Origin of the sequence: Bacillus cereus group sp. N11 (assembly GCF_016483605.1) — a bacterium.
GTDB classification, from domain to species: Bacteria; Bacillota; Bacilli; order Bacillales; family Bacillaceae_G; genus Bacillus_A; species Bacillus_A toyonensis.
On sequence record NZ_JAEHBN010000001.1, the window covers coordinates 430,731 to 452,982 of the forward strand.

Below are 22,252 nucleotides of genomic sequence, written 5' to 3' on the forward strand. Positions count from 1 at the left end.
CAAATATCACTTTTTACAAACTATACTCAATATGCATATTTACATATTTTCATGCTATTTATTCCCTAAATGAAAATGAAATATTATAATAGCCGAATTGTCTATCTGTACACCTAAATAAAGTGAAAGACGATTTTGTATTATGTCGTCTTTCACTTTATTTATTTTTTATATACTAAACGTCTCAATAAAATTTCTAATGGTCCATTAAGATTATTTTTTTCCATTATTAAAGCTACTATGACAGACAATATCCAAATACATATTGCTATCAATGCAGCAAAAGCGTTACTTACATGCCCTCCTAAATCAAATGCTACTGGTGATAAAAATATAACAAGCAGTGCTTCATTTAAAACAAAAAATGTTAATGAACGTTTTCCTAGAGCGATTAATGCAAGGCTAAAGTACCCTGGATTTTTCAATCTACTCCCTATTATCCCGAAACCTGTTGCATATGCTAATCCTCCAGCAATTCCAGTTAAAATATGGATTCCATTTATCATTCCAGCTGTAAATACAGTTGGATACCATATAGTCCCTATAAAAGATAAAGGCAAAGCACCTATTAAAGAAATTGCTAATCCTATAGTTGTTATAAAATATAATTTTTTTAACTGTTGCTCTGGTTTTATTAATAACTTATATCTAGCAATCCACAAACCAAGAATTATAGAAGGAAGAATTGGGAACATAAAATGGATGAGTACAGGTATAATAGGAAAGAAAAGTAATCGTATCATTGTAGTACTAAGATACGTGTCTTTTGCCGAAACATCTGGTGAAAAACCATAATCACCTATTGATTGCATATTAAGTCCCCATATTATTGGAATAAAAATGGTATACAATATAGCGATAATTATAAACGTTCGAATTAATGTTTTCATTTTACACTTTAATAGTGGACTAACAAAAATACCCGCTAAACCATAGGCCATAAGAATATCTTGCCCTCCAATTAAGACCGCTAACACAATCCCAAACAGTATTAAATACAAGGAGCGTTTTCTTACTATTTTTACAGCCTGAATTTCATTTTTCCCTTTTGATATTTGCCCTTCAAATGCTAGAACTAAACCGTAGCCTAATAATACGGCAAACATTGCTCTTGCACGGTTATCAATTATGAATATACCAAAAAGATTTACAATTTGATCAAAGAAACTACTGCTTTCCACTCTATGCATAATTCCAGGATCTGCAGCGTACAAATACAGCGGTGCATGAGCAAGTACGATTAACAGCAACATAGTACCCCTTGCTAAATCTAATGAGACTGCACGCTTCTTTTCAAGTGTTCCATCACATATTGAACTGCTCATATTTCACTTCCTTATTATCAAATAAACATCCCAAGCTTTCTTACATATTTGCTATTACAATTAGAACGGATAAATACAAAACAGACTATCTCTTCAAACCCTATTCCGGATATTATATTCTAAGATTATTTCAATATGTTTTTTTTTAAAAATACAAATGAAATCTTTCTATCCCCGGATATTTTTCTCCTAAACTTTTAATCTGAAAACCTATTCTCTTATAAAATTCAACTGCCTCATTGTCTGTTTCTGCTTCTACATAAGTCAACTGATGCATCGTTACTACTTTCTTTATCATTTGCAATGCAATTCCCTTATGACGATATTGTGGAGCGACTGCTATATGGCATATTCGTGCTTTCGTTGCGCCAATTACTTCAATACCTATACAAGCCTTTTCTTCATATTTATATAATCTACCTTTTTTACCTTGATAAAATAATACTGCTTTCTTTAAGCTTGTTTCACTTGGACCGACTGCATACTGTAATACGTTTAATACTGAATCCCTTCCAATTTGTTCAACACGTTGCAAATTCATATCTTCATCCCTTTCTAAGAAAAAAGATTAGCTCTTTATAAAAAAGAGCTAATCTCATTACGCTGTTATTTTTTCTTCTTTTTTCACAACGACCGCCACATAACTATGGAGTATCATTCCGACAATAACGAGACTCATTCCAACCCAAGATAAAGATGATGGAATTGGAGCAGAAAGCCAAATAAGCTCTCCTACTAAAGCAAATAAAACTTCACCGGATTGTGTCGCTTCAACCGTTGCTAGCTTTTGCGGATCATCTTTCACAAGATCTGTCGCAAAGAAAAATAATACTGTCGCGATTAAACCTGAACTAACTGCTACAATAAAACATTGAAAAACTTGACTACTTGACGGTAATCCACCTGTTGATACTTCGTAACCAGATAGTAAAAACCAAAATGGTAAACTTGCTAATGTCATCCCGAGAACTCGCTGGAATACATCTAATTCCCCTTTACATACTTGCATCATTTTTCGATTTCCAAGAGGGTACGCAAACGCCGCAATGAGAACAGGAACTACACATAAAATGGTTTCACGAATTCCTAAAGAAGAAGCATGTTCTACTTGCATGAGTACAACACCGAATAAAATAATACCCGACATTACTAATTCTTTCATCGGAAGTTTTTTATGTAATGGGTCTACCGCAAAAAATGGTGTTAACAAAATCCCTGCGACTATCGTAATTTGCCATGTTGATGCAACAAGCCACCCTGGTCCAAATGCGCCAGCAAAACTAAGTGGTGCATAAAAAAGACCAAAACCTACAATACTCCATACCAACCATTCTTTCGGATTGTTTTTCATATATTGAAAGAGTTGCTTTAAGTTGCCTCTATACATGACAATAAGTAGTAGCATTGGTACCATAAAGTAATACCGTAATGATGCACTCCAAATCCAACTTCCACCTTCTAAGTCCATCGCCCGGTTTAAAACAAAGGTAAAGGCAAAGAAAAATGATGCCAATATCCCTATTGCAATTGCTTTCATTATAAAACCCCTTGTTTAGTTTCTTCTTAATACTATACAACAAAATGAATATAATTAAAATTCACGCACTTTAACTTACATGTAATCTAGCTCTATATAATTTTCTTAACTGACCAATATGCGCTTGATGATACCGATTATGATCAGCTACATGCCATATGCCCCATCTTATTGTCGCATTTTCGCCCTTTTCATAAAAAACTTCCCGTGTTAAATCATTTTCTGTTAGTTTCATACATTCTTCATAAAGTGAAACTTTAATCAGTGGGGGTTTTGTTCATCCCCCACTGATTATTAGTTTAACCAATCGGGCTGCCCGTTAATGCGGGATAAAACAATTGTTGCACTGCTTCATAATCTTGCATTAACTCTTGTAACGTGTGTTTTCTTAAAACTGGCAGTTCTCCCACTTCATTCAACATAGGCCCATATTTATTTTTTAGTGCAGTGGAACTTCTTCTCCCTTTAAGTGATACACCCAATGTAAATCGACAACTGCTAAATGCTGAAGTAGCTGTCCGATGCTATTTTCATTATTTTCAGACCCTTTAAAAGATAATTCCTTCTCTTCAGTACTTTCTACTAAATTTTGCAATCGTATATATGTATCTCGAACCGTTGCATACAAAATTGCTACTTGCGGATTCATGTTTTTTTCTAAATAAAGATCTTTCATGATAAACTCCGTCCTTTAAAGGAACAGCACCATATGTTCATCATCACTGTACGCACCATTAATCTTTATAGCCCTTTTTTCAATTCCATATGTTTTAAAGCCCATTGATTCGTACAAATTTTTTGCTGGTTCGTTTGTAGATACAACACCTAATGTCAATTGCTCTAGTTGTATATCCCGCGCTCTTTGAATTGCATTTGCAATTAGCTCACGTGCCAACCCGTTTCGTCTGTTTTGTGCGTCTACATACATCGCAACGATATGGCCTTTATGCTTATATGCTACTTTCTCTTCCGTTAGTAAAGTGACTACACCAATTAATTTTTCTTCATTAAACGCGCCAAGTGTACAACTAATAGTAGATGTTAAATTCCCTTCAACTCGCTCAATAGGATTTTCCTGACGAATCGCCTCTTCATAAGTTGTTATAAACGCCTCTGGGTTTACTTGTAATGCTTGTAAACGTAAATCCCAATATTTTTTTGCATCTTCTTTCGTAAGTAATCGAATCATGTATCTCTACCCCTTTTTAATTTACATAATATTTTTATAAACCACTAATTATAGATTGATATTCTTCTATTAACATACTATAACGATAGCGATGAATGAACTTCTTTTGACGTAACCGATCATTTCTCATTAGTCCTTCACAAACAAAGCCAGCCTTTTCATAACTCTTTCTAGCTTGTAAATTATCCTCATCTACACGTAGCCAAACTTTCTCCAATTCGAAATCAAAGAATCCCAGTTGTAATATACTATATAGAGATGCTATTCCATACCCTTTTTCCCAATACTCTTTATCCCCAATCGTAATTCCTAGTTCCGCATTTTTATTTGTTTTGTCAAAATTTTTAAGGTCTACCCAGCCAATGTGTATATCGTTTTCTGTAACGATAGCCCTTTGTTCATAACCATTCTTTCGACTTATGCATGCTTCAATCCATTTTCTCGTATCTTCACGAGTAAACGGAGGATATTGATCTGGTACGACTAAGTGTTTTGTCACTTCTGTATCTAATGACCATTGATATCGATCTTCTACATCCTCTAGTGTCAATTCCCTTAATTGAACGAATGGTATTTTCATTTTACTATCCCCTTTTTATTTGCCAATAGAAAATCCTTCGAACACTCTTCCTCCGTATAGTTCTAACGTCTTTTCTGTAAAATTAATTAATACATTTTTATCACCGTTTTTATAAAAATGATCAAAAGCCGCTACAAATTGTTCTGCATAATGGTCATCATATCTTCTTAAAACTCTAATAAACCATTTTGAATTTCCAAGCCATTGGCCATTTACTCTTAATACATATTCATGTATTAATTCCGCTAATAAATTAGCAATGAATAGTTCTTCTTCTCTTTTTGATGCACCAATGAAGTCATCCAAAGTATCCGAAATAAAATAGCGCTTCTGTTTCATCGTTTCTTCGGTCCATTTATCTGGTCCTTTAATTAGTAAATCGTTCGCTTCTTTTTTTAATTTCTCAACAATTTCACTTTCCCCTTTTAATACAATTCCTTCTGAAACTAATTGAGGTAGAGAAGGTCGCCCGCGATCACAATCCATTTTAAAAAAGGTTTTATACGTTACAAAATTATGTACAAATACTTCAACGGGCCATCCATTACTATAGAAGGATTCTCTATAACAAGATGACAAACTTTGATCGACTATAACAATATCAAGGTCAGATGTTTTTGTCGCTTCTCCTCGTACAACGCTTCCTCCCAGTAAAGCTACATTACAATTCGGAAATTGTGATGTAATTATGCTTTGTGCCGCTTCAATTGGTTTCATTTTCTTTTCTCCTTCGCTTATTTTACTTTCTTTTTTCTGCTCTTTCTCGAGCCTTTTTTATATATGGTTCTGCATCTGGTGTTTTACATGACGTTGCACCGTGATCAATTTTTACTTTTCCAATTTCACGAGCAATTTCAATTGCTTGTTGCGCTAAAGCTTCATTTCGAATCCCTATCGCAATTAAAGCGCTATTCATTGCTTCTCTTTTTCTATTTTTTTCATTATGTATATGAACTTTAATCTCTTCTAAATACGGCATGAAGAAGTTATCGTCTAACTTTTTATTTTTTATTGCGATATTCGCTAATAATGACCAACCTGCTCTCCCGATCCATTCATCATCAGATTTCGTCCATTCGTCCATTCTTTCTATTGCGATTGGCGACGTACATATAGCTGTCATAAGAACGTCCATTAAACAATAATAATCAACATCCCTAATCCAACTATTCAGCTGTTCTGATGTTACATTCTTCGGTTCTAAAATATACGTTGCTAAAGTCATTGCATCCATGTTTTTTGTTTCCCATAATGAAATTGCTAAATCATGATCTTTTTTTATCTTCTTTTTTAATAATTTTAAATTTGCAAAACTGACTCCGAATAGCGGCTCTTTCGCCCCATGATTTTTATACGTTTTTCGATTTTGTTCCGTTCCATATTTCTCTAGTTGCTGCATGACCTCTTCAAGTAGCATTTGTCCACCTCTTTTATGTTTTCTGTTGACTTCATATAGGTATGTACGATATATTCTACATTATTTTTTGATTTTCCTATATTTATTTTTAAAATACGGTATGTGAAATTTTAAATATACTACGCAATCACACCATGAAAAACCTACACATTGTAAACATGCAGGTTTTTCATGGTATCAAATTTCCATAAAATAAGAAATAAACGAAGGAACCACCTTTGGTTCGTTCTCTCAATAATTTATCTCCGCTATATTTTGGCTAAACTCTTTACATCTGACCACTCTTCTATAGAACCTGCATCCGGAAAAACGGTAACTACATTAAAATTCGCACCTTTTTCTTTTCCTAATTGTTTTGCAGCTAATAAGTTTGCTGCCGCAGACGTTCCTATTTTCATACCAGTAGCCTTATAAAAACGGGCCATTTCATACAAGGTTTCTTCATATGAATAAGTCCATTGCTTTTCTATCAAATTGTCTTCCTTTTCTATGAAATGTTGTTTCCGTCCTAGACCGAATCCACCTGATCCTGCATATTTCTTTAAAGCATTTGGCGGTTGTTCAGATCCATATGGTAATTCGGCAGGCATTACTAAATGTAGCTCAACATTTTTTGTATACTTCTTTACTGCTTTATAGACCCCAATTAGAGTTCCACCAGTACCAGCGGATGCTACCCATGCGTGTATTGGTTTTCCGTTCATTTGTGCAATAATTTCTCGGCCTGTTCCTTCTATATGACTTAATAAATTTGCATTATTATAATGTTGGAACAAAAAGTATAACTCTTGTTTTTGTTTGCTAATCTCTATTGTCTTCTCAATTACAGCGTAAAATCCCTTACATTTATCAACTAAGATTACGTTAGCACCATAATATTCGAGTTCATTTAATAGAGATTGACCAGTTGCAGAACTTAACACTAACGTGCATTCAATCCCTAAATAATAACAAAGATAGCCAATTGACCTCGCTAAGCTTCCACCACTATACTCTAAAATATGTTGTTTTTTGTTAGCTTCTTGTAAATATTTATTGATCATTCCAAGTGCTGCTCTATCCTTAATCGATCCTGTAGGGTTGTGCCATTCACATTTAGCATAGATTGAAAGATTCTTCGTTTCTTCGCATTCTAATTTAATGAGAGGGGTATTTCCAACATTTTTAGAAAACTCTTCAAAATGGTTTACTATCATACTTTTATACCTCCGTCATACATCATATTTATAACATTTGTTCTTAGTCAAAATACTTTCTATATTTCAATTACGCTATTAACTATATTTTCCTATAAAAAATCCCTACAAACGTTGTAGGGATTTTTGTCTAAATCATTTTGTTGCACTCTATTACATACGAAAAGAACTTCTTTATTCAAATGCATTCATAAGCACAATTCTCCAGCCATCTGGATCCTCTATTGTAGTACCTTTCTCTATCCAATACGGATTTTCCGGTTCCACCTCATGGTAGCCCATTTCACTTAACCGATTCGCGATTATTTCAATTTCATCTTTATTCGGCATATAAAAAACTAGTAAATTATCTTTTGTCGGTGCTGGGCATGGGCTTCCATTTACATGCGTAGTAAACTCCAAATGGTACTCTTCACCCGGTAATCCAAACATAACCCCGTCATATCCTTCATGATTGTGAAATTCCCCTATACGTTTTAACCCTAATCCTGTTTCGTAAAAACTTATAACTTCTTCAAATTTATCTGTTGGTCTTGCAATTCTAAATTGAACCCAATTCTTCATGCAAATCTCCTCCTTTTCATTTTCCAAAGCTTTATAGTAGCCATTATAAGTTACATATATTTAGTTTAATATCCCTCATTAGTGTGAGAACTGCTTAAGTTGAAAGACCTATTCGTTCATACATAGTAGGACTTTAGTATAAAATTCATATAAACTTAGTTATACAAATATGGAGATAAAATAACGATTTCTTCCATATATATTATTACGTATGAAATAATTCTCCTTGTAGGGCCTTTATATATCGATCAGCAGATCTTTGTACAGCCCTATTCGCACCTTCCATCACAACACCATGAAACGCATTATACAGTCGACTAAATTGGATTCCTTTTACTTTCTCTGCCATTTTTCTAACTTTATTCGCTGGCAATGGGATAAGATTGGGATAACTATACATAAAACTTACCCATTTTCGATCCGAAACTACTTGTATAATATCACCTGATAACAAAATACCTTTCCCTTCATTACCGTCTTTCCAGTGCATAACAGTTCCACCTTTAAAATGGCCTCCTAACCGATGCAATGTAAGTTCTTCCGATAATATCAAATGTTCCCCAGACCAAAATTTAATTTGCTTACTCGGGTGAACCACCCATTCTTTATCATCTTCATGAATATAGATAGGTATATGAAATGTTTCCGCCCATTTTACTTGTGTAGAGTAATAATGTGGATGAGAAAGTGCTATTGCTTGAATACCACCTAAATCATATATACGTTGTATCGTTTTATCATCTAAATAACTAATACAATCCCACAAAACATTTAGAGTTTTACTTTGTATTAAAAATGCTGTTTGTCCAATTGCAAACTTAGGTTTAGTAGTAATGCTATACAAACCAGTTTCTTCTTTTATTATTTCATTTTTGTATAAATTGCTATGTTGCATTGTTTCTAATGTTGTCCATGACTGCCCCATTGGATTCATATATTGCCTTTCCTCATTACAAATTTTACAACGAGAAGGTGCCTCTTTATTTTCGGGATACTGAACTCCACATGTCGTGCAAATATAATGAACCATATTCCCACTCCCTTTTTAAATGTAATTGATTCTTTACCAATATTTTAATAAAAAACGAAAATAATTAAATCAATAATTGTGACTAAAATGAAGTCATACGAAAGTACGATTATTCCCCTTCTATTTAAGAATTTAGTCTAAGTACTATATTTTATATTTCTTCTTTCTGGGAAGTTAAATTTTTCAATCATTACATGAAAGAGTAACTCTATACGAAATAAATGAACCTATTCATAGTTTTTGTCACAAGTTTGACACAGTAGTATAAACTAATACACATCTGGGGTATAGTATATTTAAAGTAACGATAAAAAAGAATATTGAATAAATTCTTTTTTAATCGTCACTAGATTACATTTGTAATAACTTAAGGGGAGATTATAATGGAAATCGTTATTATGCTCTATGAAGGGATTACTGCATTAGATGCTATTGGTCCGTACGAAGTATTTGCAGCAGAAAGCAATAACAACATAAAGTTTGTTGCTAAAACTACGGGCTTAATTAAATTAGATTCAAAAATGGGCTATTTACATGCCGATTATAATTTTACTGAAGTTAATTCAGCTGATATCCTTATTATTCCTGGATGTCGCCCGCCTAACTTTAAACAACTTATGGAGGACGAAGAAACTCTCAATTGGATTCTCCAAATACATGAAACTACTAAATGGACTACAACTGTATGTACAGGTTCTTTAATCTTAGGTGCTACTGGCCTACTAAATGGTGTTAAAGCCACTAGTCATTGGAGCTCTTTTGACTTACTTCGTTCTCTCGGGGCTATTCCAACTGAAGAGAGAGTCGTTCGTCATGAAAAAATCATAACAGCAGCTGGTGTATCTGCAGGTATTGATATGGCTCTCCAGTTGATGGCTTGGGAATTCGGAGATGAAAAGAGTAAAGCAGTTCAGCTCATGTTAGAATACGACCCACAGCCTCCTTTTGATACAGGTTCACCAAAAAAAGCATCCGCATCATTATTAGAAGAATTAAATTTGATGCTTGAAGATTTTCATAATAAAGTTTAAAAGCATCCAATTTTTCAAGCATGCAGTTGATACAAAATCTTGCATATTTTTGACCAAACTTTTTTACAGTTGTAAAAAAGTTTTTTTGCATTTCCCTACCTATAATTGCTAATATAGTAGAGTAGATCTTTTATAGAGAGAAGGAAAATTATGCACAATGGAATTCGAATGACAACTTTAGTAAAAAGGGCTATGTTGATTTGCGCTGGGGTATTATTTACATATGAGGCCGCTTTAGGATCAGTACATACTGCTCTAGCAAGTACAGAAGATGAAGCAAAGTCTGTTCAATTTGTAAGTGAAATTCAAACATCTCTTGCACCGAAAGAAGCTCCAAAACACTATAATGGGCAAGTTAGAAAAGTCGCTTACTTAACATTTGATGACGGTCCTGGAAAATACACAGCTGAGCTTTTAGATATGTTAAAGAAAGAAAATGCAAAAGCAACATTCTTCCTAATTGGTTCAAACGTGAAAGCTTTCCCTGATCTTGTGAAACGTGAAGATGCTGAAGGCCACTATGTTGGGATGCACAGTATGACTCATAACTATAAGAAACTTTACACAGAAGGACATTACGTAGATGAAATGAAAGAAGATCAAGGCTTAATCGCTGGCGTTCTAGGCAAATCACCCGTATTAACTCGTCCATCATACGGCTCAATGCCAGGATTAAACGAAGCACTTCGCAACAAAGTGGTGGAAAACGGGTTGAAAGTTTGGGATTGGACAATTGATTCTTTAGACTGGAGATACAACAAAATGCAAGTTGATGCTGCATCAGCTAAAATTGTAGAAAACGTTCTACATGGTGCTACAAATCCAACAGAAGTTATCCTTATGCACGATATTCACCCACAATCAGTTAAAGCAGTACCTGGAATTATAAAAGGACTGAAAGAAAAAGGATATGAATTAGAAGCCTATAATGAGAACGAACACTTCCCATTAAACTTCTGGCATGATAATCGTATGTAATGAAAAGACTTGATTCCCTCTAGTAGGATATCAAGTCTTTTTTTAACGTTTTGGAAAGTTTCTTTGTTGCTCTTCAATAAAACGAATAATCTTTTCTCTGTCCTCATGCGTAATACTTATAGAAAATTCGTACTCCTCTTCCTTACACCATGAAGGGGTAAGTTCCTGAGATAATCGGACTACAATTTGAAACTCACCTTCATTTTTCCCCATTAATTCAAACGCTATATTAGGCTCTATGAAATCTAGTTCGGTATATGTAGGATTCGGTAATGATTGAAACCATTTTTTCATATGCTGTAAGTCGAAAGTTTGTAGAAAAGGATCCATCGTTTCAAAAACTTTATTTCCTTCTGACAGTTTCGCTTTTACTATAAGCCAATTTCTATCACACTCCTCTTTTGCATCTTTAAATTGGTATCTCACCACCTCTAAATGTAATGCTACTTTTTCATTTTGAAAATCCATAAATTGCTCCCCTTCTTGCTATAAAACTTTTACTTTATAAATTTGAAATATATAAGCCTTTACTTGCAAGACAATTATTTTTCTATCTCCTGTTAATTTCAATTCTTAAATATAATGATTTTCGTTTATTAATACACATGACTGATTCTAACATATCATCCTTTATACATTAAATATATTTGATTTGCTATATAATCTGAACTAAAGTGAAGTCCATTCCTTATCCACCACATGATAATACCTACCAAAGAGGCTGTTTTAATATCAACTGCAACATAATCATCAGGTAATTTATTTTTCGTATTCTCTCTTCTCGTTTCTATTAATTGCTTTAAAAATAAAAATAATTGCTCTTCAAATTGATTCATTTTAAATAATATAAATAAAAAATTCCGGTGGATATATAAATAATCTAGCAATTGTGTTAGCTTTTGTTTTTCTGATAAATCTTTTGCATGTATTAAATCAACAATTTTATTAGAAAGCTCATTTAAAATCTCGATATTGATTTGGTCTAGTAAATCTTGAATATCTTGATAATGTAAGTAAAATGTTGTTCGATTTAATCCTGCTTTTGTTGCGATTTTCTGAACCGTTAAGCTTGAAATAGTAGGATTCTCACATAAAAGAGAAAAAACAGCATTTTTAAACATTTCTCTTGAACGAACTGTACGAGGGTCCTCTTTTTTAAGTGTAGACATTTTGAAACTCCTTTATAGATTTTCTCTTTACTTTCTCGACAGTACATATCTTCTCTGTCGAGTAGTGAACATTTTCAACAAAACTGTTCATGGTCAGAGAAAACGTATTTTGTTACCATTAATTTTATCGACACGAGGTCGATAAATCAAGGTAACAATGAAGGAGATTACCAATGCAAAAGGAAATATCAGAAAGCAATAAAAAAATTATATTAGTTGTCCTCATTACCGGCTGTTTTTTATCAACCTTAAATCAGACACTATTAAATGTGGCAATGAGTAATTTAATGAAGGTATTTGATGTAACAGCTGCAACAGTGCAATGGCTATCAACAGGCTTTATGCTCATAAATGGTGTTCTAGTTCCAATTACTGCATTTTTAATGAAACGATTTACAACAAGGCAGCTATTTATTAGCTCAATGCTCTCTTTGTTTATTGGGACCGTTCTCTGTGCATGCGCCATGAATTTTAGCATTTTGTTAACAGGAAGAATGATTCAAGCAGTTGGAGCAGGAATTATTATGCCACTCATGATGACTATTATTTTATATTTGTACCCTAGTGAAAAACGCGGAAGTATTATGGGGACCATCGGATTCGCTATAATTTTTGCGCCAGCTATCGCTCCAACTTTATCTGGCTTTATTATTGAATATGTATCATGGAGATGGCTATTTATTGGATTAGCTCCATTTATATTCATCGTAATTATTCTCGCGCTTAAATATTTAATGAATGTTGCAAATACAACAAAAGCGAAATTAGATATCGTAAGTGTCATTTTATCAACGATTGGCTTTGGTTGTGTTATATACGGATTCAGTAGTGCAGGAAGTAAAGGATGGAATCATCCCGTTGTTATTATAACAATTACTATCGGTATCATCGTTACAGCTTTATTCTGTTTACGTCAAATAAAGTCTAATGATCCATTATTGAATTTATCAGTATTTAAATATAAAGTTTTCACTCTTACTTCCGTCATTAACGTACTCATTACGATGATTATGTATGCAGATTTAATTCTATTACCAATTTTCTTACAAAACGGACGAGGTTTTACTGCATTTGAATCAGGTTTACTTCTATTACCTGGAGCTGTCATTAACGCCTTCTTATCACCTATCACAGGCAAAATGTTTGATAAATATGGAGCGAAACCACTCTTTATTACCGGTTTAATCTGTGTCATTATTTCGATGTGGGGTGTAATTGATTTGACCGACTCCACAACTTATATGTATTTAATGGTTCGTACCATTATTTTACGAATTGGGTTAAGTTTCATTTCAATGCCTTTAAATACAGCCGGCTTAAACGCTTTGCCAATAGAACTAGGTTCACATGGTTCAGCAGTAAATAATACAATTCGCCAATTAGCAGGTTCGATTGGGACAGCAGTTATCATCACGGTGTATACAATTCAATCTACTTCACACATATCACAGTTATCTAGTGGGAATGGAAATATAACAGCTACGCAAGTAACAAAATTATCTTCTATCTTCAGCTCAAGTGATGCATACGTGTTTATGTTAGTCTTATCTTTTATAGCTTTGATTATTGCAAGTTTCATGCCAAAAAAAGTAGTAATCAAAAGATGCGAAAGTAAATCTTCAAACATAAAATGATTGTTAAAAATTAAGCACTTAAAAGATGGCTCCGGAATTGTACCGAAGCCATCTTTTTGAGTGCTTACGACTATAATTATAATCCTCGATTACTATTTGAAGAGATTATATTTTACAGTTATGCTTTTAAATAATCGTTAGAATTCTTAATACAGAATAGCTTATAAGTACATATTAATCATAAGGAGTGATATGTATATGGATTTTCTTTCATCTGAATATTTGTCTGCCTTGCTTGCCATTATTGTAATTGATTTAGTGTTAGCTGGAGATAATGCCATCGTAATTGGATTAGCAGCAAGGCGATTACCGAAAGATCAGCAAAAGAAAGTTATTATATGGGGAACTGTCGGGGCTATCGCTATTAGAGCCCTCGCCACCTTAATTGTCGTTTGGTTATTAAAAATACCAGGATTACTTCTAATTGGTGGTGTACTCCTCATATGGATTGCTTACAAATTAATTGCTGAGGGCAAAAATCATGATATTAAAGCTGAAGAAGGATTTTGGTCTGCTATTAAAACCATTATTATAGCTGATGCGTTAATGGGAATTGATAACGTACTCGCTGTTGCGGGAGCTGCCCATGGTAACTTTTCTTTAGTAATCATCGGATTATTAGTGTCTATTCCAGTAGTTGTATGGGGCAGTACATTAATTTTAAAATGGGTTGACCGTTTCCCTGTCATCATTACGATTGGAGCAGCTGTTTTAGCTTATACTGCCGCAAAAATGATTGTAGATGAGAAATGGTTCGCTGGATTTTTCGAAAGTAACCCTTTCATGAAATGGGCATTCATCATTATTATCATCATCGGTGTGGTATTCTTCGGAAAGATGAAACAAAAAACTAAAGATGATACTATATAATGTCAATGTAATTATAGTTACAAACAAAAGCGCTACTCATATGAGTAGCGCTTTTTAATATTTATTTAGCTTCCCCGTCTTCAGTCGTTTTTACCTTCGCTTTATTTTTATCACGATGGTTATAGTTATACTTTGAACGATCTACTGGAGTGAAGCCTTCTGGTGTGTAGAATCGTAATAAGTCACCATTTACGACTTGGTCAGAGTATTTTAATGAGTTTTGAACCATTTGTTCATTTTGTTTTATTTCATCTGTTAATTCTACAGGTTTTCCAGTTGTTGTATCATAATATTTTCCGTTCAATGCCGTAACTGTTGGGCTTACATAATTACCGTTACGGAATGGAACGACTTGTTTATGATCTGGTGATAATAAATCTGAACCGAATTGAACATAATTTTTCGTATCTGTACCTAGTAAGTGTAATAACGTTGGAAGAACGTCAATTTCACCGCCATATTGATGTTGTACGCCACCTTTCACTCCTGGTACACGAACGATTAATGGTACACGTTGTAACTGTGCATTTTCAAATGAGTTCATTTCTTTACCCATTACTTGTGACATTGCTGCATTATGATTATCTGAAATACCGTAATGGTCACCGTACATAACGATAATTGAGTTATCGTATAAGCCAGATTGTTTCAAGTAATCGATGAACCCTTTTACAGATTCATCTAAATATCTTGCTGTTTGGAAATACGTATCTACTGATGAGTCACCTGTTTTCGCCGGTTCAATCGTTGCTTCCGCTTTATCAATAGGATAAGGGAAATGGTTTGATAACGTAATGAACTTCGTATAGAACGGTTGTTTTAACGTTTGTAATAATGGAATTGATTCATTAAAGAACGGTTTATCTTTTAAGCCATAGTTTACAACGTCTTTTTCGTTCATATCATAGTATGACGCATCAAAGAATTTATTAAAACCAAATGATTTATAAATATCATCACGGTTCCAGAACGTTTTGTAGTTACCGTGGAACACTGCTGAAGTGTATCCTTGTTGCCCTAAAATAGCTGGTGCCGATTGATACGTGTTATGAGCTTTATTTGTAAATACAGATCCTTGCGGTAATCCGTACATTGAGTTTTCTAACATGAACTCCGCATCAGATGTTTTACCTTGTCCTGTTTGATGGAAGAAGTTATCAAAGTATAACGTATTCGCATCTTTTGTAAATGAATTTAGAAATGGTGTAACTTCTTGACCATTTAATTGATAATCGATTAAAAAGTTTTGGAATGACTCCAAATGAATATAAATTACGTTCATTCCTTTTCCTTTACCGAAGTACTCAGGATTTGGACTTGCATATGTTGATGCAAGATAATTTCTAACTTCTGTCATATTATCTCCATCAGCTAATGCTCGTTCTGTTGATGCTTTCGCACTTTGAATACCATCATAAATCGTATAATTGTATGCCCCTAAATATTTCACGATATAATTACGGTCAAACGTTCTTGTTAACAATTCAGGACGGTCAGATTCTGCAAGCCCTAGGTTCACACTGAATAATAAAATACCCGCTACAAATACTAGTGATAGTTTATGTTTCGCAACACGAATAGGTTTTGGATTTGCAAATTTTGTTGCGACTAAAACAATTAAAATAATTGTATCTAAGAAATATAGTGGATCATATAAGTGTAGTAAAGCGAAAATACTACCACCTAAATCTCCAAAGTTATTCGTTTGTGTTAATGTCGGGAACGTAATAAAATCACTGAAAAAGCGATAATATACTACGTTTGCGTATAAAAGTATCGACAATAACAAATTAATAATAATTACCCAAATATAAGATCGTTTCCCTTTTGCAAATAATGCAAGTCCTAAAAATAGAACTGCTGAACTAAGCGGGTTAAAAAACAGCAAGAATTTTTGGATTGTGTTTGAAATTCCTAAATTAAATTCCGTTACATAAGCTGCATATGTTTTGAGCCATAATAAAATAACGGCAAACAGAAAGAATCCAAAATGATTACTTAACACACTTTTGCTCTTTAATAAGAATTGTTTCATTTCTCCACCTCTTTTGATCATCCAAGGCTTATTTTTTATAAGTCTGTCTCTCTATTCATTTTTTCTTCTTCAAATAGATTATTTTTATTTAACTATATGAAGAATATTAGTAATTATAATTTGAAGCTAGTATTTATTCAACTATTTCTTTCTAGACATTTTGACCTTGGTTTCTATTTAACAAAATACATTTGTAACATTTCCTGTTTTCTCCCAAGTTTCATCCACTAATTATGACACCACATACTATAAACCTTTATTCACTACTTCGCAAACTAATCTATCTCCATTTTTGGTACATTTTTCACATAAAAAAATAGTGTATTTTAATCTTATTACTCAAAATACACTTCTCCTGTTACAATTAACTCCTTCAATTCTATACACATTACATGTCATCTATATGTCAAAAATCTATGCAATCATAACATTACAACTTCTTACCACCATAAATGTTATATTTGAATAATTATTCATTTCGTACCTTGGTCTTCATATCTTTTCAACAAAACCCCCGCTCTAACAAAGAGCGGGGGTTTTCATCATATATTATTGACCTTTATACATTGCATCTACTTGTTTTTGAAGTTCTTCATTTTCTAAGTACTCATCGTAAGTTGCCTCTTTATCGATTACACCGTTTGGTGTTACTTCGATAATGCGGTTTGCAATTGTTTGTACGAACTGATGGTCATGAGATGTGAATAACATTGTACCTTTGAATGCAATTAAACCGTTGTTTAATGCAGTGATAGACTCAAGATCTAAATGGTTCGTCGGATCGTCAAGTGTGATTACGTTCGCACCACTTAACATCATTTTAGATAGCATACAACGAACTTTTTCGCCTCCAGATAATACAGAAACGTTCTTCTTAACTTCTTCACCTGAGAATAACATACGGCCTAAGAAACCACGTAAGAAGCTCTCTGACTCATCTTGTGGAGAGAATTGGCGTAACCAATCAACTAAGTTGAAGTCACTGTTCTCAAAGTATTTAGAGTTATCTCTTGGGAAATACGATTGAGATGTTGTAACACCCCATTTGAATGAACCGCTATCTGGCTCCATTTCACCCATAAGGATTTTAAATAATGTTGTCATCGCAATATCGTTACGACCGATAAATGCAACTTTATCACCTTTATTTAAAGTGAAGTACACATTATCTAACACTTTTTCGCCATCAATTGTTTTAGAAAGTCCTTCAACAGTTAATAAGTCATTTCCTATTTCACGCTCAGGTGTGAAACCAACGAATGGATAACGACGTGATGATGGTCTAATATCATCTAATGTAATTTTATCTAATAATTTTTTACGAGAAGTTGCTTGTTTCGCTTTAGATGCGTTTGAGCTAAAGCGTGCAATGAAGTTTTGTAACTCTTTTACTTTCTCTTCTTTTTTCTTATTAGCATCTTGTGTTAATTTTAAAGCTAATTGGCTTGACTCATACCAGAAGTCATAGTTACCAACATAAAGTTGAATTTTACCGAAATCAAGATCAGCCATGTGCGTACAAACTTTATTTAAGAAGTGACGGTCATGGGATACAACGATTACTGTATTTTCAAAGTTCATTAAGAAGTTCTCTAACCATTGAATCGCTTTTAAGTCCAAGTGGTTGGTAGGCTCATCTAGTAATAGAATGTCAGGTTTACCGAATAAAGCTTGAGCAAGTAATACTTTTACTTTCTCTGCCCCAGTTAATTCTGACAATTTCTTATCATGAAGATCTTCACCAATACCAAGTCCTTTTAGTAAGATTGCAGCTTCTGACTCAGCTTCCCAACCGTTAAGCTCAGCGAACTCACCTTCAAGTTCAGCAGCACGCATACCATCTTCATCACTAAAGTCTTCTTTCATGTAAATAGCATTTTTCTCTTGCATTACTTTATAAAGTTGCGTGTGACCCATAATTACTGTTTCTAATACTGGGAACTCTTCATATTCGAAGTGGTTCTGTTTTAATACTGCTAGACGCTCACCTGGCGTAATATGTATGTCACCTGTTGATGGTTCGATTTCTCCAGATAAAATCTTTAGAAATGTTGATTTACCAGCACCGTTTGCTCCAATTAAACCGTAGCAATTACCTGGCGTGAATTTTATGTTAACATCTTCAAACAATTTGCGATCCGCGAAACGCAAACTAACGTTACTTACTGTAATCATTTGTGTCCTCCTACTAATACCGCTTATTTCAGCGTTTTCTCACCGATTGTCTTAAAAAATCGCATATTACGACTCAATTATTGTAGACTATAGCTATTATATAGTAGAAGCTGGATGAATAGCAACGGTTGATTACCTTTCTACAATGAAATCGGATAGTTTTTATCGATTCTCACTCTGTAATACATTGGATTAATTTCCTATTTTTAATTTTTATATACAGAAAAAACTGTAGAGAAAACATTCCCTACAGTTTTTTCTTATTTCGTATTTATTATTTTCTCTTTATAACTCTTCAATTTACTCGTTAACCCTATTAAAGCAGGTAACAATATCGGCATCACGGTTAAAGCTAATAGTAATAGTGCAACGCCAACAACTGATGCTACTTGTATAAGTGTCAATACACCTGACGGAATTAATGCAGCAAATGTCCCGCCTAAAATTAGCGCCGCTGATAATACAACTCCTCCTATATGACGAGATGCAGTTACAATTTTCGTTACCGAATCCCCTTCTATCTCGTTATAGCGCATCATTACGAAAATACTATAATCCACTCCTAAAGCGACAATCATAATGAAGCTAAAGAATGGAACATTCCAGCTTAATGAATCTACATGTAATACATGTGCACTAATTTGTTCGCTTATACCAAGTGATGCAAAGTACGCTAATAGTAATGAGCCAATAATAAATATTGTGTTTAGTAATGAGCGTGTAATTACGATTAATACAATCGCAATTCCAATCAACATAATTGTAGCTGTACGTAAGAAATCTTGCCCGGTTACTTCTTTTAAATCAACATTTCTAGCTGTTGTCCCGCCGATCGCTTTTTTCGCCGTTTTTAATTCAGTACCATTTAGCGTACCATCTATCGTTTTATTAATTTCTTGAATGATTGGCATCGCTTCTTTTGAATACGGATTTACGTCTAAAATGATTGTCATTTTAGCAGTCTTTCTATCATGTGACATGTACGTATTCAATGATTTTTGGAAATCTTCTCCCGCTAACACTTCTTTAGGAATATAAAATTTCTCAGAGCTTTTTGACTCATTAAGCTCGCCTAAATATTTCTGAGCATCCCCTAGGCCGTTACTTACTTTTCCAAGCCCTTCTGTACTTTTAGATAAGCCGGATTGTAATTGTCCCATCTTTTCTTGCAGGTCTTTCAATCCAGTTAAAAGCTGCCCTTGCCCATCATTTATTTTTGTTAAGCCGGATTGTAGCTCAGATGATTTGTTTGCAATTTGTTTTGAACCTGTAGCTCCTTCGTTTAATCCAGTTTTTAGTCCGGCAGCTCCTTTTTGTAACTCGGTAACGCCATTATTCATTTCCTTTAAGCCGTTATCTACTTTCAGTAATGATTGATTCGCTTCTTTAAATGAATTCACCGCAGCTTTATGTTGCACTGCTAATTGATTTAATTCTTTTGAAAGTCCACTTAATTGCTTTTGAGCTTCCTTCGCAATTCCTATCGTTTGCTGTACATTAGGATCATTTGCTACTTCTGGTTTCGTTTGAATGAAATTAGTCATTAACACTTCAATTTGTTCATATCCTTTTTTCGCACCGTCAATCGCTTGAGAAATACTTCCGAAGTATTTCTCGTAAGAACTTAAACCCTTTTCTAACTGTGCATAACCAGCATGAAGCTGTGACGTTGCACCCGATAGGACATTTATATTTTCATTTACTGAAGTTAACCCACTCTCAATTTGCTGCGCTCCTTGTGCACCTTCGTTTATGCCAGTGGATAATTGATTTAAAGCTGTTCCTAATGCTGATACTCCATTTTTCGCTTCGTTCGTTCCATCAATTAACTTTTGAACATTTGCAAGACTATTTGAGTCATTACTACCCATTTTATCTTTCGCATCCGTTAAGCCATCATTAATTTCCTTTATGCCACCATTGGCATCGCCTAAACCAGTATTTAGTTCTCCCGCTTGTTTATTTAAATATAATTCTTTTATCTTATCACCAGTTGGACGCGTCGGTGCATATACTTCTGAAACACCTTTAACTTTCGAAATTTTATCAGTTAATTCATCTAAAGTTTGTAGAGACGTTCCTTCATCTAATTTTTTGTTAGATTGAATCACTAACGTACTTGGTGAAGAAAATCCTGGTGGAAAATGTTCTTCTATCACATTAATACCCATTTTTGATTCATACTTATTATCCACTTCAAACAAATCATTGTAATTCAGTGTATTAGAGTATTTTAATACGAAAGGAATCGATATCACGAATACGATGATTAAAGCAACAAATGGTCTTGCTACTGAATTTTTAGCAAAGAATCCCCATAAACGGCTATCCTCATGACCTTTAAATGTTTTAACTGGATAAAACATTCCTTTTCCTAAAAGCACCATAAAAAATGGATTTAAAGTGGTTATTACGAGTAGTAATACTAAAACACCAATTGCTACCGCTGAAGTGGATTGATATAATTTAAAACTCGCTAAAGCAAGTGATGCAAAACCAATTAGCACCGCTATCCCGCTATATAAAACGGTTTTACCTGCCGATTTAAATGTTTCTTTCGTGGCCAAAAATGCATTTTCTTGTTTACTTAATTCTTCTTTAAACCTCGTATATAATAAAATGTTGTAATCTGTTCCTACTCCAAACAGTACGACAACTACAAACACTTGCGTAAAGTTAGAAAACGGAAAATTAAATTGATCTACAAGATGAGCAATAATACCCATTGAAACTAAATACGATATACCAACTGTAAGAAGAGAAACAATTGGAACAATTGGTGAACGGAATACAATGATTAATACTATAAGAATGAAAATGATTGAAATAACTTCAGTCTTTTTCACTCCCTCTTGAGAGGATGTAAGAAAATCACCCGCTATTAAGTCACTTCCTGTTAAGTACGTTTTCACTCCTTTCGTTTGCACTTTTTTATGAAGATTATTTGCAACTTTTGATATTTCACCATGCTTTTTATCTATTGATATTTGCGTTAAAATAGTCGTATTATCTTTAGAAACTAATTGTTTCTCCAATTCTTTATTATCTAAATGTGAAACAACTTCCTTAATTCCTAATTGCTCTTTTTCATTTTGCAAAGCGTTGATTGTTTTTGTTATTTCCTCTTTTTGCTCAGTAGTTAAAGCTGCTTTATTGCCACTATTAAATACGGCGATAACTTCGTATTTTTCAACCCCTTCTTTATCCATTTCTTTGATCATTTTGTCAGCAATACTGCTTTGTTCTGTATTAGGAATTGTAATTTTCCCTTTTTCCTTCACTAATTTATCCATATTAGGCATCGTTACGACCATTGTAATAGTAATAACTATCCATAATAGAAAAGATAAACTTCTCCAACTTTTTAACTTGCTCATTTGAATCATCTCCCGTTTTTAGCGTTTCATGTTAAATTCGGAATGAACATTCATTCCTATCCTTTTAAAACTATCATTACGGAATGAACGTTCATTCCTATCACTCTATTAAATTATTTTTAAAACTCTTTTAAATTACCTTTCA

The 22,252-nt window shown here is 33.7% G+C and carries 19 protein-coding genes and 1 pseudogene; 4 read left to right on the forward strand and 16 right to left on the reverse strand.

The window, feature by feature from the left end; translation table 11 throughout:
- Positions 1 to 161 precede the first annotated feature (161 nt).
- From JDS98_RS02315 to JDS98_RS02365, 11 genes and pseudogenes are all read right to left on the reverse strand, one after another.
- Positions 162 to 1,325, reverse strand: coding sequence for a DUF418 domain-containing protein (locus tag JDS98_RS02315; RefSeq protein ID WP_098227604.1), 1,164 nt, complete (start codon positions 1,323 to 1,325; stop codon positions 162 to 164).
- 145 nt (positions 1,326 to 1,470) lie between these two features.
- Positions 1,471 to 1,866 carry a GNAT family N-acetyltransferase gene (locus JDS98_RS02320; RefSeq protein ID WP_199633509.1) on the reverse strand — a complete coding sequence of 132 codons (396 nt, stop codon included), beginning with the start codon at positions 1,864 to 1,866 and terminating at the stop codon, positions 1,471 to 1,473.
- 57 nt (positions 1,867 to 1,923) lie between these two features.
- Positions 1,924 to 2,862 carry a DMT family transporter gene (locus JDS98_RS02325; RefSeq protein WP_000643649.1) on the reverse strand — a complete coding sequence of 313 codons (939 nt, stop codon included), beginning with the start codon at positions 2,860 to 2,862 and terminating at the stop codon, positions 1,924 to 1,926.
- A gap of 70 nt (positions 2,863 to 2,932) precedes the next feature.
- Positions 2,933 to 3,538, reverse strand: a pseudogene (locus tag JDS98_RS02330) (DinB family protein).
- A 15-nt stretch (positions 3,539 to 3,553) separates the two neighbouring features.
- Positions 3,554 to 4,051 (reverse strand): GNAT family N-acetyltransferase, encoded by a 498-nt coding sequence (locus JDS98_RS02335; protein ID WP_000620331.1) that lies wholly within the window; start codon positions 4,049 to 4,051, stop codon positions 3,554 to 3,556.
- 34 nt (positions 4,052 to 4,085) lie between these two features.
- Positions 4,086 to 4,631, reverse strand: a complete 546-nt coding sequence (locus JDS98_RS02340; RefSeq protein WP_098711959.1) for a GNAT family N-acetyltransferase — start codon at positions 4,629 to 4,631, stop codon at positions 4,086 to 4,088.
- Positions 4,632 to 4,646: 15 nt separating this feature from the next.
- On the reverse strand, positions 4,647 to 5,369 hold the full coding sequence (locus tag JDS98_RS02345) for a nucleotidyltransferase domain-containing protein (RefSeq protein WP_374191385.1): 723 nt from the start codon (positions 5,367 to 5,369) through the stop codon (positions 4,647 to 4,649).
- 1 nt (position 5,370) lies between these two features.
- Positions 5,371 to 6,048: a DNA alkylation repair protein gene (locus JDS98_RS02350; protein WP_199633511.1), complete on the reverse strand. Its 678-nt coding sequence runs from the start codon at positions 6,046 to 6,048 to the stop codon at positions 5,371 to 5,373.
- Positions 6,049 to 6,296: 248 nt separating this feature from the next.
- Entirely contained in the window at positions 6,297 to 7,244 is a 948-nt protein-coding gene (locus JDS98_RS02355; protein WP_000636772.1) for a PLP-dependent cysteine synthase family protein, read from the reverse strand.
- Positions 7,245 to 7,418: 174 nt separating this feature from the next.
- Positions 7,419 to 7,808 (reverse strand): VOC family protein, encoded by a 390-nt coding sequence (locus JDS98_RS02360; protein WP_000800673.1) that lies wholly within the window; start codon positions 7,806 to 7,808, stop codon positions 7,419 to 7,421.
- Between the two features lie 205 nt (positions 7,809 to 8,013).
- Positions 8,014 to 8,838, reverse strand: coding sequence for an MBL fold metallo-hydrolase (locus JDS98_RS02365; protein WP_199633512.1), 825 nt, complete (start codon positions 8,836 to 8,838; stop codon positions 8,014 to 8,016).
- A gap of 383 nt (positions 8,839 to 9,221) precedes the next feature.
- On the opposite strand from JDS98_RS02365, the gene JDS98_RS02370 reads away from it, so the two are divergent.
- Complete coding sequence (locus JDS98_RS02370; protein ID WP_000407027.1) at positions 9,222 to 9,869, forward strand: DJ-1/PfpI family protein; 648 nt, start codon at positions 9,222 to 9,224, stop codon at positions 9,867 to 9,869.
- Positions 9,870 to 10,019: 150 nt separating this feature from the next.
- Positions 10,020 to 10,847: a peptidoglycan-N-acetylglucosamine deacetylase gene (locus JDS98_RS02375; RefSeq protein ID WP_000551438.1), complete on the forward strand. Its 828-nt coding sequence runs from the start codon at positions 10,020 to 10,022 to the stop codon at positions 10,845 to 10,847.
- Between the two features lie 42 nt (positions 10,848 to 10,889).
- On the opposite strand, the gene JDS98_RS02380 is transcribed toward JDS98_RS02375, so the two are convergent.
- Positions 10,890 to 11,315: a WapI family immunity protein gene (locus JDS98_RS02380; RefSeq protein ID WP_000347502.1), complete on the reverse strand. Its 426-nt coding sequence runs from the start codon at positions 11,313 to 11,315 to the stop codon at positions 10,890 to 10,892.
- Between the two features lie 155 nt (positions 11,316 to 11,470).
- The gene (locus JDS98_RS02385) at positions 11,471 to 12,016 is read right to left on the reverse strand and encodes a TetR/AcrR family transcriptional regulator (protein ID WP_088054793.1); all 546 of its coding nucleotides are present in this window, start codon (positions 12,014 to 12,016) and stop codon (positions 11,471 to 11,473) included.
- 173 nt (positions 12,017 to 12,189) lie between these two features.
- Between JDS98_RS02385 and JDS98_RS02390 the strand changes: the two genes are divergently transcribed.
- Positions 12,190 to 13,650, forward strand: coding sequence for a DHA2 family efflux MFS transporter permease subunit (locus JDS98_RS02390; RefSeq protein ID WP_199633513.1), 1,461 nt, complete (start codon positions 12,190 to 12,192; stop codon positions 13,648 to 13,650).
- A 198-nt stretch (positions 13,651 to 13,848) separates the two neighbouring features.
- Positions 13,849 to 14,520: a TerC family protein gene (locus tag JDS98_RS02395; protein WP_000346961.1), complete on the forward strand. Its 672-nt coding sequence runs from the start codon at positions 13,849 to 13,851 to the stop codon at positions 14,518 to 14,520.
- A gap of 61 nt (positions 14,521 to 14,581) precedes the next feature.
- On the opposite strand, the gene ltaS is transcribed toward JDS98_RS02395, so the two are convergent.
- The 3 genes from ltaS to JDS98_RS02410 all read right to left on the reverse strand — a co-directional run bounded on the left by ltaS (position 14,582) and on the right by JDS98_RS02410 (position 22,107).
- Entirely contained in the window at positions 14,582 to 16,555 is a 1,974-nt protein-coding gene (gene ltaS / locus JDS98_RS02400) for a lipoteichoic acid synthase (protein ID WP_199633514.1), read from the reverse strand.
- 549 nt (positions 16,556 to 17,104) lie between these two features.
- Positions 17,105 to 18,730 (reverse strand): ABC-F family ATP-binding cassette domain-containing protein, encoded by a 1,626-nt coding sequence (locus JDS98_RS02405; protein WP_000633859.1) that lies wholly within the window; start codon positions 18,728 to 18,730, stop codon positions 17,105 to 17,107.
- Between the two features lie 260 nt (positions 18,731 to 18,990).
- On the reverse strand, positions 18,991 to 22,107 hold the full coding sequence (locus tag JDS98_RS02410) for an MMPL family transporter (protein ID WP_242480959.1): 3,117 nt from the start codon (positions 22,105 to 22,107) through the stop codon (positions 18,991 to 18,993).
- Between the last annotated feature and the right edge of the window lie 145 nt (positions 22,108 to 22,252).

Excerpts from the sequence above, each read along its gene's own strand:
- JDS98_RS02315 (WP_098227604.1), bottom strand. The coding sequence starts at position 1,325 with ATGAGCAGTTCAATATGTGATGGAACACTTGAAAAGAAGCGTGCAGTC.
- JDS98_RS02395 (WP_000346961.1), top strand. The coding sequence starts at position 13,849 with ATGGATTTTCTTTCATCTGAATATTTGTCTGCCTTGCTTGCCATTATT.
- JDS98_RS02380 (WP_000347502.1), bottom strand. The coding sequence starts at position 11,315 with ATGGATTTTCAAAATGAAAAAGTAGCATTACATTTAGAGGTGGTGAGA.
- JDS98_RS02370 (WP_000407027.1), top strand. The coding sequence starts at position 9,222 with ATGGAAATCGTTATTATGCTCTATGAAGGGATTACTGCATTAGATGCT.
- JDS98_RS02325 (WP_000643649.1), bottom strand. The coding sequence starts at position 2,862 with ATGAAAGCAATTGCAATAGGGATATTGGCATCATTTTTCTTTGCCTTT.
- JDS98_RS02365 (WP_199633512.1), bottom strand. The coding sequence starts at position 8,838 with ATGGTTCATTATATTTGCACGACATGTGGAGTTCAGTATCCCGAAAAT.
- JDS98_RS02355 (WP_000636772.1), bottom strand. The coding sequence starts at position 7,244 with ATGATAGTAAACCATTTTGAAGAGTTTTCTAAAAATGTTGGAAATACC.
- JDS98_RS02320 (WP_199633509.1), bottom strand. The coding sequence starts at position 1,866 with ATGAATTTGCAACGTGTTGAACAAATTGGAAGGGATTCAGTATTAAAC.
- JDS98_RS02410 (WP_242480959.1), bottom strand. The coding sequence starts at position 22,107 with ATGAGCAAGTTAAAAAGTTGGAGAAGTTTATCTTTTCTATTATGGATA.
- JDS98_RS02335 (WP_000620331.1), bottom strand. The coding sequence starts at position 4,051 with ATGATTCGATTACTTACGAAAGAAGATGCAAAAAAATATTGGGATTTA.
- JDS98_RS02390 (WP_199633513.1), top strand. The coding sequence starts at position 12,190 with ATGCAAAAGGAAATATCAGAAAGCAATAAAAAAATTATATTAGTTGTC.
- ltaS (WP_199633514.1), bottom strand. The coding sequence starts at position 16,555 with ATGAAACAATTCTTATTAAAGAGCAAAAGTGTGTTAAGTAATCATTTT.
- JDS98_RS02360 (WP_000800673.1), bottom strand. The coding sequence starts at position 7,808 with ATGAAGAATTGGGTTCAATTTAGAATTGCAAGACCAACAGATAAATTT.
- JDS98_RS02350 (WP_199633511.1), bottom strand. The coding sequence starts at position 6,048 with ATGCTACTTGAAGAGGTCATGCAGCAACTAGAGAAATATGGAACGGAA.
- JDS98_RS02405 (WP_000633859.1), bottom strand. The coding sequence starts at position 18,730 with ATGATTACAGTAAGTAACGTTAGTTTGCGTTTCGCGGATCGCAAATTG.
- JDS98_RS02375 (WP_000551438.1), top strand. The coding sequence starts at position 10,020 with ATGCACAATGGAATTCGAATGACAACTTTAGTAAAAAGGGCTATGTTG.
- JDS98_RS02340 (WP_098711959.1), bottom strand. The coding sequence starts at position 4,631 with ATGAAAATACCATTCGTTCAATTAAGGGAATTGACACTAGAGGATGTA.
- JDS98_RS02385 (WP_088054793.1), bottom strand. The coding sequence starts at position 12,016 with ATGTCTACACTTAAAAAAGAGGACCCTCGTACAGTTCGTTCAAGAGAA.